This is a genomic window from Exiguobacterium sp. R-39 (assembly GCF_049942815.1).
In the GTDB taxonomy this organism is placed as follows: domain Bacteria; phylum Bacillota; class Bacilli; order Exiguobacteriales; family Exiguobacteriaceae; genus Exiguobacterium_A.
On sequence record NZ_CP187965.1, the window covers coordinates 181,253 to 193,838 of the forward strand.

The 12,586-nt window shown below is 50.9% G+C and carries 13 protein-coding genes; 6 read left to right on the forward strand and 7 right to left on the reverse strand.

The annotated features are described in order from the left end of the window. Positions 1–40: 40 nt before the first annotated feature. Positions 41–433, reverse strand: a complete 393-nt coding sequence (locus ACP26N_RS01090) for a nuclear transport factor 2 family protein (RefSeq protein ID WP_131503213.1) — start codon at positions 431–433, stop codon at positions 41–43. An 11-nt stretch (positions 434–444) separates the two neighbouring features. Further along, positions 445–927 carry an RrF2 family transcriptional regulator gene (locus ACP26N_RS01095; protein WP_012369086.1) on the reverse strand — a complete coding sequence of 161 codons (483 nt, stop codon included), beginning with the start codon at positions 925–927 and terminating at the stop codon, positions 445–447. A gap of 211 nt (positions 928–1,138) precedes the next feature. Between ACP26N_RS01095 and cydD the strand changes: the two genes are divergently transcribed. The 3 genes from cydD to ACP26N_RS01110 all read left to right on the forward strand — a co-directional run bounded on the left by cydD (position 1,139) and on the right by ACP26N_RS01110 (position 5,400). Next, positions 1,139–2,869 (forward strand): thiol reductant ABC exporter subunit CydD, encoded by a 1,731-nt coding sequence (gene cydD, locus ACP26N_RS01100; RefSeq protein ID WP_426354475.1) that lies wholly within the window; start codon positions 1,139–1,141, stop codon positions 2,867–2,869. Beyond that, positions 2,866–4,584: a thiol reductant ABC exporter subunit CydC gene (cydC, locus tag ACP26N_RS01105; RefSeq protein ID WP_426354477.1), complete on the forward strand. Its 1,719-nt coding sequence runs from the start codon at positions 2,866–2,868 to the stop codon at positions 4,582–4,584. The genes cydD and cydC overlap by 4 nt, the downstream gene beginning before the upstream one ends. 165 nt (positions 4,585–4,749) lie before the next feature. Then, entirely contained in the window at positions 4,750–5,400 is a 651-nt protein-coding gene (locus tag ACP26N_RS01110; protein WP_426354479.1) for a cyclase, read from the forward strand. Positions 5,401–5,446: 46 nt separating this feature from the next. On the opposite strand, the gene kynB is transcribed toward ACP26N_RS01110, so the two are convergent. Genes kynB through kynU form a run of 4 tightly spaced genes read right to left on the reverse strand, consistent with a single transcriptional unit; the run spans position 5,447 to position 9,613 of the window. Continuing rightward, a complete protein-coding gene (kynB, locus tag ACP26N_RS01115; protein WP_131503217.1) occupies positions 5,447–6,070 on the reverse strand; it encodes an arylformamidase in 624 nt (207 codons plus the stop codon). Between the two features lie 13 nt (positions 6,071–6,083). Then, complete coding sequence (kynA, locus tag ACP26N_RS01120; RefSeq protein ID WP_426354481.1) at positions 6,084–6,923, reverse strand: tryptophan 2,3-dioxygenase; 840 nt, start codon at positions 6,921–6,923, stop codon at positions 6,084–6,086. Between the two features lie 20 nt (positions 6,924–6,943). After that, positions 6,944–8,326 (reverse strand): amino acid permease, encoded by a 1,383-nt coding sequence (locus ACP26N_RS01125; RefSeq protein WP_426354483.1) that lies wholly within the window; start codon positions 8,324–8,326, stop codon positions 6,944–6,946. A gap of 9 nt (positions 8,327–8,335) precedes the next feature. Next, on the reverse strand, positions 8,336–9,613 hold the full coding sequence (kynU, locus tag ACP26N_RS01130; RefSeq protein WP_426354485.1) for a kynureninase: 1,278 nt from the start codon (positions 9,611–9,613) through the stop codon (positions 8,336–8,338). Positions 9,614–9,724: 111 nt separating this feature from the next. Between kynU and ACP26N_RS01135 the strand changes: the two genes are divergently transcribed. From ACP26N_RS01135 to ACP26N_RS01145, 3 genes are all read left to right on the forward strand, one after another. Further along, positions 9,725–10,348: a TetR/AcrR family transcriptional regulator gene (locus ACP26N_RS01135; protein WP_426355377.1), complete on the forward strand. Its 624-nt coding sequence runs from the start codon at positions 9,725–9,727 to the stop codon at positions 10,346–10,348. A 45-nt stretch (positions 10,349–10,393) separates the two neighbouring features. Then, positions 10,394–10,846 carry a DUF4385 domain-containing protein gene (locus ACP26N_RS01140; RefSeq protein ID WP_131503221.1) on the forward strand — a complete coding sequence of 151 codons (453 nt, stop codon included), beginning with the start codon at positions 10,394–10,396 and terminating at the stop codon, positions 10,844–10,846. Between the two features lie 92 nt (positions 10,847–10,938). Beyond that, positions 10,939–11,259: a hypothetical protein gene (locus ACP26N_RS01145; protein ID WP_426354486.1), complete on the forward strand. Its 321-nt coding sequence runs from the start codon at positions 10,939–10,941 to the stop codon at positions 11,257–11,259. Positions 11,260–11,341: 82 nt separating this feature from the next. Here ACP26N_RS01145 and ACP26N_RS01150 read toward each other — a convergent pair whose 3' ends face one another. Continuing rightward, entirely contained in the window at positions 11,342–12,538 is a 1,197-nt protein-coding gene (locus ACP26N_RS01150) for an MFS transporter (protein ID WP_131973428.1), read from the reverse strand. Positions 12,539–12,586 lie beyond the last annotated feature (48 nt).

Consider the following 12,586-nt stretch of genomic DNA (forward strand, 5'->3'; position numbering starts at 1 on the left):
AACAGGCACCACTTCATAACGAAGTGATGCCTGTTTTCGATTAATCGTTGTATTGGTTAAACATCGCCGTATCATCGGGAACGTTGGCGAGATAGACAATCTTTCCATCCGCATTGAGCCGGGCGATGTCGGTTCCATCCTGGGTGAAGACAGAGCCGTCCGCGCGTTTCCCGCAAACAGCCCAGCGTGTTTCCATCGTATCTCCTGTTTCTGATGGAACCCATCCGGCATACATGTGTTTAATATCCTGATTCGCCGTAAAGACCATCCGGACGAACTGTTTCCAGGCATCGATACCGTGCTGTTCCTGTCCGTTCAGGACGAATGTGATTTCGTCCGAGAACAGGGAAATCAAGTCATCAAAAGCTTTTTCATCGGTCCGGGAAGCATCAAATAAATCAAAATAGCGGTCAAGTGTAGTGGTGTTCATCATATATTCTCCTTTTAGTTACGAATCATTTTTTCTTCAATTAAACTCTGCAGTTTTGTCAGATGATCGGGCGGACAGTTCAAATAAATTTCACGGCGGATCGAGTCGATCGTCTCGCGTTTGAGTATCGATTGCCACGACTGTTCCGCTTCTGCCATCAGGTCGGACAATAAGCAGATGTTCTGATCCTGGATACCCATCAAGTCTTCGAAAACACCGCTTGAGGCATATAAGGATTGTTTGCCCTCGATTGCTTCATAGATATCAAACACACGAATCGTCTCCGGTGACGCTTTGAGCCGGAAGCCGCCTTTTGCACCGGGAACAGAAATCAGCAGATCCGCACTCACGAGCTTCCGGAGCAACTTTTGAAAGTAGGTTGGCGAAGCGCCAAGTTGCTGACTGATGAATTCGCCCGGCAACACACCTTTCTCCGGTAAAAACGTCAATAAGAGCATCGCATACACCGATTGTTCAACACCTGTCTTCATTTGCATGAAACATTCTCCTTTCTGTATAACGTGGATAACTATTGTCTATAATACATCCGGATAAATCAATTGTCCAACAAAAGGTCCCTCACAAAACCGTCACACCTTTTCGACAGCATACCCGTGGCATCAACAGAATGGATTCGGTATACTGAATGTACGATATGTGAAAATATTCACTAAAAGTCGTTCACACTTAGTGAAAGGACGTTTTCTTATGAATCCACTCAAAGGAATTATTACGATTCCGCGTACGATTTTTATACAACTGATGCTGGCCGCCGTCCTGATGGGAGTCGCCGTCATCGGACAATCCTATCTGATTGTCATCATCGTTGACCGGATTTTTCTGCAAGGGGATCCGTTCGCGGCAGTCATTCCGTTGCTCGGTGTCCTATTGGGGATGCTTGTCCTGCGCGTCGGCGTCACGTACTGGAACGGGCGCCTCGGAACGAGTCTTGCGGCACGCGTCAAACAAGATCTGCGTCAGGCGCTCGTCGCGAAATACACACGAAACTCTGTCGAGTCGATGCTTGAAGGACAATCCGGACAAAAGGTCAGTATCCTGATGGATTCCGTCGATGAGATGGACAGCTATTACAGCCAGTACCTGCCGAAGGTCATTCAGACATCGATTGTTCCGATGATGGTCTTGATTGCCGCCTTCAGCTATGACTGGGTCACGGGACTGGTCATGATGATTACCGCCCCGTTCATTCCGTTGTTTTACATCGTCATCGGGATCATGACGCAAAAGCGGGCCGATACGCAGCTTGAGAAGATGAATGCCTTTTCTGGTACGTTCCTCGATACGTTACAAGGATTGACGACGCTCAAGTTATTCGGGCGGGCGAAAGCTCAGCAGGACGTGATTGAACGAAGCAGTCTCGAATTTCGGGATGCGACGTTAACCGTCTTAAAACTCGCGTTCCTGTCGTCGTTGATGCTCGAATTCATCTCGATGCTCAGTATGGGGATGATTGCGCTTGAAGTCAGCTTACGGTTGATTTTGTTCCAAAGCATCACCTTTGTGCCGGCCTTCTTGATGTTGGTTCTGGCACCGGAATACTATCTGGCGTTAAAAGAGATGGGAGCTGCTTTCCATACCGGACGGGGCAGTGTCGCCGCCGCGAAACAGATTGCGGCCGAACTGACGGACGACGACCGGAATGTCGCTTTCGGACGAACGGAACTGCCGGCAGCCCGTCCGCCGCGAATTGAACTGAAAGACGTCGCGTTTTCGTACCGCGATGCCCGGTTTGCGATGGAACAGTTGAATTTGACGATTGAACCGTATCAAAAGGTTGCCTTGATCGGCCGCAGCGGTGCCGGAAAATCGACGGTCCTCCAATTGCTGGCTGGCCTTGCCGATCCGCAGGACGGACAGCTGTTGCTTGACGGTCAAGATCGTCAGACCATCACGGAATCCAGTTGGTTCAGCCAGCTCAGCTACATCTCGCAGCATCCGTATCTCTATGCCGGGACGCTGGCGGATAATATCGCCATCGGTGAATTGCGCGAAGCATCGCGGGCTGCGATTGAACAGGCGGCATCGGACGCCGGTCTGACCGAATTGATCGGACAGTTGCCGAACGGACTCGACACGATAATCGGAGAAGGCGGACGCGGCTTATCCGGCGGCGAAAAGCAGCGCGTTGCGTTAGCACGTGCCTTCCTGAAACGACCGAATGTCATCTTGTTTGATGAACCGACGACCGGTCTTGACGTGAAGACGGAACGGTTGTTGCAGGAAGCGATGACTGTTCTCGGACGTGAAGCGACCGTCATCACGGTCGCCCACCGTCTGCATACGATTGAACTGTCGGATCAAATCGTCGTGCTGGAAGCCGGACGGATCGTCGACCGGGGGACACACGAAGAATTACTTGGACGTGAATCGGAATATGCAATGATGCGTGCCGTTCAACGGGGGGAGGAGACACGATGAAAGAGTTAATGGGAATTTTTCGTTTGATGCTGCACCAGAAACGGGACATCGTGCTCTCGATCGTCTTCGGTGTTTTGGCCGGCATCACGGCAGTCGGCTTGTTCGCAGCAAGCGGTTTTTTGATTTCAAAAGCCGCCCTGTTGCCGCCGATTCAGACACTTGCCGTTTTGATTGCCTTACAGAAAATCTCCAGTCTGACGCGGGCTGTCAGCCGGTACGCCGAACGGTATTACTCACACCGGGCGACGTTTACGATCCTCAGTGACTTGCGGACGACGTTTTATAAACGGCTGGAACCACTCGCACCGGGTATCTTTGCCAAGTACCGGAGCGGGGATTTGCTCGCCCGGATTGTCGGGGACGTCGAAAGTCTGCAAAATACGTTTTTGCGCGTCGTCTATCCACCGATCATTTTAGTGCTCGTCTTTCTGTGTACAATCTTTTTCGTCAGTTTCTTTTCACTCAGTGTCGCGCTTGTCCTCGTGTTTGGTCTGATCTTGACGGGATTCGTCATTCCCGGCTGGTTTGCCTACCGGGAACAACGGTTTGCCCGGTCTGTCCGGGCCCGACGCGGGGAACTGTCGACGGAAGTGACGGAACTGTTCCAAGGTTATCGTGACTTAAAGATCTATCAGCAACTCGGGAACAAGGAAGCGGAGCTGAATGCCGTTGCCGCACGGTACGTGGCGGAAGAAAAACGCAACGGACTGCATGCGGTCTCGAACCTTGCATTGAATACACTGGCGACGTTGGTTATTTCCTGGATTGTCCTCGGACTCGGAGCATATCTGGTCGCTGACGGACAACTCGACGGCGTTTTCCTCGCATTGCTGGTCATGACCTCGTTGACGGTGTTTGAAAATGCCGCACCGATGGCGATTTTACCCGGATTTTTTGAAGACAGCCGTCATGCGGCACGTCGTCTTGATGACGTCGTCGAAGCCACAACGACACCGGAATACCGTCCGTTTGAATTGACGCAGGCTCCGGAACTGAGCACGGAACACGTCACTTTCACGTTTCCGGGTCAGGATCGTCCTGTCTTACGGGACGTCAGCGTGACGTTCCCTGCCGGCAGTAAAACGGCGATTGTCGGAGCGAGCGGTTCCGGAAAATCGACGCTGTTGCAACTGTTGTTGCGGATGTATCCGGTCGACGGGATCCGGATCGAAGGAACATCCGGTCAAGAAATTGATCCGGAAGCATTATGGCGACAGACGAATGTCGTCCTGCAACAAAATCATTTCTTTTACGGCACGATTCGTGACAATCTGAAGCTGGCAAGCGGGGAAGCGACGGATAAGCAGATGATGGAAGCACTCAAACACGTCGGTCTTTCTTTACTTGAACTCGACGACAGGGTGCTTGAAAAAGGGGAAAACCTGTCCGGCGGTGAAAAACAGCGGCTGGCGATTGCCCGGATCTTCTTGCGTCAGACACCACTCTATCTGCTGGATGAGCCGACCTCATCGGTCGATGCGTTGACGGAACAGATGATTTTACGCCACCTGTTTTCCCGTGCAGAGGATTCAACGCTGTTGCTTGTCAGCCACCGGCTGGCTGGTCTTGAGACGATGGACCAAATCGTCGTCATGGAACAGGGCCAAATCATCGAAGTCGGCACGTATGCTGATTTGATGGTCAACCAAGGTGCTTTTTATGCTTTAAAACAAGTCGAACAGTCGGTCTTTGCACCGGATCAACTGGTCCGCTGAACCAACAGCCACATCCACGCTAACAGAGTGTCGGATGTGGCTTTTTTTGAGGAATCACAAATTTTTAAACGGTGGTCTTAAGCTCCGATGACAAGGAAATGGAATTTTAATGGACGGTTTCGTTATCGGATGGTAAAGTAAGGAAAAAATAAAGGGGGAGCATTGATGGAGATTCGCCGTTGTCAGGTACAATTGGACGATCAAACGATTGCCTATAATCACTATTATTCCGAGTCAGATGAGGTCTGCTTTATGTTGTCCGGCGCAGGTTATGCGTATGACCATCCATACTTTTACTTTAGTCGGATGATGTTATTGAAGCGGGGCGTGAACGTGATTGAGATTCAGTATGTCTCGGACGACTTGTTCAGCTTGCCGGACGAACAGGGAGATGCGGAGGTGAGCAGGCGGATTGAAGCGGTCATCGAGGACGTGTTACATTCACGTACATATAAAACGATTCACTTTATTGCCAAATCGCTTGGAATGGTACCGCTTGTATCGATGATGCACCGCGGACTGTTTCCGGAAGCGCGTGTTGTCCTTCTGACGCCACTCTTAAAAGATCCTGCGATTGTCGAAGCGATTGCGAACAGTCAGCATCATGGATTACTCGTCATCGGTGACCACGATCGTCAGTTCAGTCCGGAAGCGTTGGAACGGTGCGGCAGCTCGAACCTCGTACTGAAACAAATAAAAGGGGCTAATCATTCCCTTGATCTCGATTTTGAGGTCGGTCCGTCCCTGCAAGTACTCGGACAGATCATGCAACGGACGGAAGAAGTGTTGTTCCCCGTACCGGTTAAGGAAAACTGAAAAAAACCGACAGAAAACTCTTGGAAGAGCGTTCTGTCGGTTTTTTTTAATACGGTCGCATCAGTGCACGGACGGGACTGCCGTCACCGTCGACGAGTGGAAGCGGAACAGCATTGAGATGATAATCACCCGGAGTGATCGTATCGAGGACTAACCCTTCGAGTATGTGAACTCCATGGGCGGCGAGCGCATGATGGGCCGCCATCTCTTTACTGTCGATCGCGTCAACAGACGGTAAATCGAGTCCGATTAATTCAATCCCGAGTGCTCCAAGGCGTTCGGCAAGACTCGGCGTCAGGACCGGAATCGTTTCCGGGAAAATCGACTTATCGACCCAACCGTCTGTTTTGATGATCAGCCGGCGCACATCGGTTAAATCAAATGCATCAAGGTCGCTTGCGACGAGTTCGGTCCGGCCGGGCAGATAAATGACGCGGACATGACCGATATAGAGATCCGGATCAAGATCGATGACTTTTTGACCGGCATCGTCAAAATGAAACGGAGCATCGATATGAGTACCGGTATGCAGACTCATCGTCACCTGGCCGACGTTGACGGAGCCGGTGTCGGCTTTACTCCAGTTAATCGTGTAGTTAAATTTCGTATCACCCGGCCATGTCGTAACAGACGAGGTTAACGGTTGTGAGACATCTATCCAACGGTTCATATCAGGTTCCCCCTCAAAGTTTTGTCCGGACCGACCAGAGTTCCGGGAAGAACCGGTGGTCGAGCACACGGCGCAGATAACTGACACCGGACGAACCGCCCGTTCCCGGTTTTTGACCGATGATCCGTTCGACGGTGCTCATATGGTTAAAGCGCCACATTTGTTGCTGGCTGCCGATATCGAGTAACTTTTCACCGAGCTCATATAGATCCCAGTACTGTTCGACATCCTGATAGACAGTCGCCCAAGCGGCTTCGACACTCGCGTTCGCTTCCCAGTCCTGGGTGACGTCCCGGTTGAGAATGGTCTCATCAATCTGTAAGCCGCGTCGATGCATCGCCCGGACAGTCTCGTCATAGATACTCGGTGTTTTTAAATCATCGTTCAATTGAGCGTACAACGCCGTTTCGTGTTCGTAGACCCGAAGCATTTGGGCGTTCTTGAAGCCGAGCGCAAACTCGATTTGCCGGTTTTGGTAGGATTGGAATCCGGACGAATGCCCAAGCGAGTCACGGAATTCAAGATACTCAGCCGGTGTCAGTGTCGAGAGGACACTCCATGACTGAATCAACTGTTGTTGGATTTTTGAGATACGGGCCAGCATCTTGAACGACCGTTCGAGCTGATCGTCAGCGACTGCCTGAATGGCAGCGGTCATCTCATGTAAAATCAATTTCATCCACAGTTCGCTTGTCTGATGAATGACGATGAACAGCATTTCGTCATGATGATTCGACAACCGTTGCTGGCTTGTCAAAATGGAGTCGAGCTGTAAATAATCTCCGTAAGACATGTCTTTTTTAAAGTCGGTTTGAATCGTTTCCTCAATCTTCGTCGCATCCGTCTGTTTCATTCCAATCGTTCCCCTTTACGTTAAAGTGATTGTGAACGTTTTGTCTGATCCGCTTGCGGCGGGTTGTTGCGTTTCCAGAACACATAGGCAATCGTCAGGAAAATCAACCACGGAATACCAAACTTCAAGACGATCTGGAAATCGGTAAACCAGGTCGTGATGACCAGTGCAAATAACAAGAGGGCACCGAGCGCCGTCAAATACGGATAGCCCATCATCCGGACCGGCAGTTTCCGTCCACCGTCCCGTTCCCAAGCTTTCCGGAAATAGAGATGAGAGATGAAAATCATGAACCAGGTGAAGATGGCCCCGAACATCGAAATTCCCATCATGAACGGATAGGAGACACTCGATTGACTGCTGATGACGGCAGCAAGGAATATGCCGAGTGTCGACACAGCGAGTGCAAAGAGCGGCACGCCTTTCGCATTCAGACGACTGAAGATCTGGGGGGCGTAAGTTGCTTTCGACAATGAATACATCATTCGCGTTGAAGCGTACAACTGACTGTTCATCGCCGATAACGCAGCTGTCAGGATGATGAAGTTCATGATGCCGGCCGCACCGGGAATCGACAACATTTCCATGACCTTAACGAACGGACTTTCATCGACACCGCCGGCCTGTTGCCACGGAACGATCATGAGCATCAAAGCAATCGTGATGACGTAAAACGTCGACAGCCGGAAGACCGTTGCCTTCAGTGCTTTCGGCACGGCAACATCCGGATCCTTTGCTTCGCCGGCTGTGACAGCGATTAATTCTGTTCCGAGGAAACTGAACAGCGAGATGAAGACGGCAATCCAAAGACCGGAAAAACCGAACGGCATGAAGCCGCCGTCATTCGTGAAGTTTTGGGGACCAATCTCAGGTGAATTGCTTCCGAAGACCAGGTACGCACCGAGAATCATGAACATCAGGATGGCACTGATTTTAATGACAGAAAACCAGTATTCGAACGTCGCAAACGTATTGACGGTCGTGGCATTGATATAAATCAACGCCGCTGCGAAGACGAAAATCCAGATGTAACCGGGGACGTCCGGGAACCAATATTTCATGTAGATGGCGATGGCACTGACTTCGACGCCGATGGCCAAGACATTGGCGACCCAGTAAGAATAGCGGACAAGGAAACCGGCATAGGGACTGATGTACATTTCAGCAATCGTGCCAAATGAGCCGGAGGTCGGATGGGCGACGGTCATTTCCGCAAGACAGCCCATCAACAGCAGGACGATGAAAGCGCCGATTGCATAGCTGACGAGAACACTCGGTCCGGCAAGACTGATCGCGAGACCGCTTCCGAGGAAAAGACCGGTTCCGATCGCACAGCCCATCGCAATCATCGTCAGTTGGCGTGTTTTTAAGTCACGCCGTAATTCAGTAGGATGTTCTTTCATAAAGCCTCCTTACGCGACGACTTCGCGTTCGTTCTTAAATTGTTCGTACTGTTTTTCGTCCATGATCGTTTTCAAAATCGAAACGACCTCATAGACGTCTTCAAAACTATTATACAAGGCAACAGGGGCCAGGCGGACAATATTCGGTGCCCGGAAATCAGGAATGACCTGATGGGCTTTCAGCGCTTTACAAATCCGTGCCGCTTCCGGATGTTCGAGACTCAGGTGAGCGCCGCGTCGTGTGTCGTCACGCGGATTTCCGATTACAAAGCCGTACGGCGTCAATTCCTGATCGACGAGCGCCATCATGTAGTCGGTCAGTGCCAGTGATTTTGTCCGAACGGCATCGATGCCGACTTCTGCAAACAACTCGAGCGCACCGATTTGCGGGGCGAGGCTTAAAACGTGTGGTGTGCCGATTTGGAAGGCAGCGGCGTTTTCGGCAGGTGTCATCGTATGATTCATATCAAATTGTTTGTCTTTACGGGAACCGAACCAACCGGTCAGACCGGGCAATGTTCCGAAATGACGTTCATGGACGAATAATCCACCGACCGCACCGGGACCGCCATTCAAATGTTTGTAGTTGCACCAGTACGCAAAGTCGACGCCCCAGTCATGAAAGGCATGGGGAATCGCGCCGACGGAATGACAGCCGTCAAAGCCGATCAGGATCCCGCGGGCATGGGCTTCGCGGGTCAGCCGTTCCATATCTAAAATTTGTCCGCTCCGGTAAAGAACGGTCGGCAGAACGATCAAGGCAATGTCATCAGTCATTGCGGCGATGATGTCCGCTTCATCAAGAAACCGTCCGTCGCGGCTTTCGACCTGAACGAGGTGTTCCGCCGGATCGAGTCCGCGCAACCGGAGCTGGCTTTGCAGCGCATAAATATCAGACGGGAACGTCAAACTGTCGGCTAAAACTTTCGTCCGTCGTCCGGACGGAGCAAAGAAGGTCGCGACCAGCTGGTGCAGATTGACCGTCGTCGAACCGGTCACCATGACTTCATCCGCACGTCCACCGACAAGCGGTGCGTTCAAGGCAGCCAGTTTTTCCGACAAGTCAAACCAGGGGTGCCGACCTTTCATCCATCCGTCAATCCCGAGTTCCCGCCAATCGGCGAGCGATTCGAGTAACGTGGCTTCCGCCCGTTTCGACAACAGGCCAAGCGAGTTGCCATCCATATAAATCGAACCTTCCTGCAGATAAAATTCGTTCCGGTAAGGGGCCAGTCGATCCTGTTCGTCTCGTTCGATTGCTTCTTCACGCTTAGCGGTCAATGCCATGTCCGTTCCTCCTTAAATGAATCAGTAATCAATTTTGACAAAAGCGTAGCAAACAAATTGACACTATGTCAATATTATCGGATAGAGAATCAGGAGAGGTGGTTGATTATGATGAAATCAAATGAATCCAAAATGGACAAACGGCATTTGCGGACAGTCCGGACCCGGGAAAAACTGCTTGTCGCAGCACGGGCTGTCTTTCTTGAAAATGACTTTCAGACAACGACGATTTCACAAATCATCAAACGGGCGGGTGTCGGCTATGGAACCGCATACGTTCATTTTGAAGGGAAGGATGAACTGCTGATTGTCCTGATGGAAGACGTCATGGATCGTTTTCACCTGGTGGCGGAACAGCCGTTTGAGCCCGGAACAGCTGAAGAGGCCAAAAAGCAAATCGAGCAGCAGGCAACGGCGTTTTTACAGCTTGCTGAACAGGAACGGGAGATGCTCCGGGTCGTCGAGCAGGCAATCGGGGTATCCTATGTCATCCGGACGAAGTGGAAACAGATTCGCGAGCGCTTCATTGAACGGATCAGTCGTGATATTCACTATGCGCAAGCGGCGGGACTGGCGCGTCCGGACTTGAATCCGACACTCGTCGCACGCGGCTGGTTTTTCGCCAATGAAATGTATTTGTTCGAAGTCGTCCGGGAAGAGACGACGGCGACGATTGAAGAAATCGCCGAGACATTGACGGCGGTCTATACGACCGGACTGTATCCACACGATTAAAGCCGGACGTTCCCGGGAATCTTTCAATAGAAGGAGGCGGTGAAAATGGCATTTGATTACGATTTGGACTTCAAGACGACGGATTTTCGGAAGGAACCGGAAAAATACCGGGTCGGGCGGGGCGAACAGGGTGTGTTGCTCGTCGAACCGTATAAAGGGGAAATCCTACCGCACTGGCGGTTCAAGACGCCGGAAATTGCCAAAGAATCTTCCGAAAAGATTTATCAGATGTACCTCGACTATAAAGAGGCCGGAGATTTCGTCGGAATGGACATGGCACGAAAGTTCATCCAAATGGGGCATACGCGGGCACGCCGTTATACGAATTACAAAGGCGGACGCAAATACAAAAATAAAGAGACCGGTGAATTAAACGAACGGGAAATTGATCCGGAAAAAGCAAAATCCGCGGAAATCTTTCAAGAAAAATGGGATTTGATCCGGGCGGATGAAGAGTACTTAAAATTAAAGAAAGCTCATCAAAAACAGTACGGATAAAAGGATTTTCAGTTTTCCGTTCGCCTGTTTCGAGATACTGAAAATCGAGGGTTCAGAATTTGCTATGATGTGATCAATAGGGAGGAACATCTATGCGATACACGTACTGGGTAGCTTTGATCGGATTGATTATAAGTATGTATCTGCTAGTCGATTATACAACGGAAACCGTCCCTGTCAGCATCTTGGTCGGCCTGTTGGTATACAGTATCGTCACGACGTTCGAGGTATCTTCAATTGAGCTGACACGACGTGTCTTCGTGACGACGCTCCTGTTAGGACTAGTCTTGAATCATGTCCTTGATTTACGATTCACGGCATTTTTACTTGTATTGCTCGTCGTCGAAACGTTTGTCAAAACCCTCCGCTTCCTGCAGGCGCTTTGGTGGGACCGGACGACGTTGCATGGCTGATGTTTCCATACCATATGAAAAAAGCAGGAGGTTCTCCGACAATCCAATCGGACGACCTCCTGCTTTTGTTATGACATCTGAATCAAGATGTCTGTTCAATCTTTTTAATCAAACGGGACTGACGGCGTTGCCAAATGACAGATCCGATCAGTGTCACGGCCAGGAAGACAAGTCCAAGCATGAACGGGTAAAGAATGTTGACATCATATAACAGTCCGGCCAGTGTCGGACCGAGGACGTTTCCGATGCTCATGTAGGCGTTGTTCATCCCCATCGCAAATCCTTGTTCGTTTCCGGCCAGTTTTGAAATCATCGTGTTCAAAACAGGACGCAGGATCGACGTCGCAAGGAAGATGACGAGTGTGACGGCGAAGAAGCCGCCGTAACTTGCTGTCAGGAGTGACAACAAGAAGCCAAGCGTCGCGATCAACAGGAAGATGTTCAGGACTTTGCCTTCCCCGAGACTGCGTGATAACTTATCGACGACGAAAATCTGAGCGATGACGCTGATGATGCCGGTCGACGTCACCATGATGGCGATGTCTTTTGGAGAGGCACCAAACTGGTTGTCGACGAACAGGCCGAGGACTGATTCATAGGCCATCAATCCGAAACTCATGACGAGTGTGATGACGAGCGGAACGAAGTACGGCTTATGGAACGATGCGCCAAGCTTTTTCCACATGGAGCCTTCGTCGGGCGCCATCGCCGTCGCGTCATGGACGTCACTTTCTTGAAGAAGAATGACACTGAATAAGACGGCTAGAAGTGAGACGAGTGCCGAAACAAGTAACGGCAACTTCAGATCGAACTCGGCGAGGAAGCCGCCAATCCCGGGACCGATGACGATCCCGAGTGACATCGCAGCAGAGACGAAGCTGTTGCCTTTCGCGCGCTGATCCATCGTCGTGATATCCGCAACATAGGCAAAGATTGCAGGAATCAGAAGCGCCGCACCGACACCGCCGATGGCCCGTGAGATGTAAAGAATCGTAACCGAGTTCGAGAAATAAAAGACGAACATCGATAACGTCAATCCGATCAAACCGTAAATGATCATCTTGCGGCGACCGTACTGGTCAGCCCATTTTCCGGCAACCGGTGACATGACGAGCTGGGCGCCGGCAAAAATCGCGATCATCAGACCGGCAGCTGTACCGCCTTGACCGATTGAAGCTAAGTAAGCGGGCAGAATCGGAATGATGATCCCGAAGCTCCCGACGGCGATGAACATGTTGATCATCAGGACCGTTAATTTTTTACGTTGATCCGCTTGCAAGGGGATCCCTTCTTTCTGCACGCTTGTGTAAGCGTTTATTATAGCAAC

Excerpts from the sequence above, each read along its gene's own strand:
- ACP26N_RS01090 (WP_131503213.1), bottom strand. The coding sequence starts at position 433 with ATGATGAACACCACTACACTTGACCGCTATTTTGATTTATTTGATGCT.
- ACP26N_RS01095 (WP_012369086.1), bottom strand. The coding sequence starts at position 927 with ATGCAAATGAAGACAGGTGTTGAACAATCGGTGTATGCGATGCTCTTA.
- cydD (WP_426354475.1), top strand. The coding sequence starts at position 1,139 with ATGAATCCACTCAAAGGAATTATTACGATTCCGCGTACGATTTTTATA.
- cydC (WP_426354477.1), top strand. The coding sequence starts at position 2,866 with ATGAAAGAGTTAATGGGAATTTTTCGTTTGATGCTGCACCAGAAACGG.
- ACP26N_RS01110 (WP_426354479.1), top strand. The coding sequence starts at position 4,750 with ATGGAGATTCGCCGTTGTCAGGTACAATTGGACGATCAAACGATTGCC.
- kynB (WP_131503217.1), bottom strand. The coding sequence starts at position 6,070 with ATGAACCGTTGGATAGATGTCTCACAACCGTTAACCTCGTCTGTTACG.
- kynA (WP_426354481.1), bottom strand. The coding sequence starts at position 6,923 with ATGAAACAGACGGATGCGACGAAGATTGAGGAAACGATTCAAACCGAC.
- ACP26N_RS01125 (WP_426354483.1), bottom strand. The coding sequence starts at position 8,326 with ATGAAAGAACATCCTACTGAATTACGGCGTGACTTAAAAACACGCCAA.
- kynU (WP_426354485.1), bottom strand. The coding sequence starts at position 9,613 with ATGGCATTGACCGCTAAGCGTGAAGAAGCAATCGAACGAGACGAACAG.
- ACP26N_RS01135 (WP_426355377.1), top strand. The coding sequence starts at position 9,725 with ATGAAATCAAATGAATCCAAAATGGACAAACGGCATTTGCGGACAGTC.
- ACP26N_RS01140 (WP_131503221.1), top strand. The coding sequence starts at position 10,394 with ATGGCATTTGATTACGATTTGGACTTCAAGACGACGGATTTTCGGAAG.
- ACP26N_RS01145 (WP_426354486.1), top strand. The coding sequence starts at position 10,939 with ATGCGATACACGTACTGGGTAGCTTTGATCGGATTGATTATAAGTATG.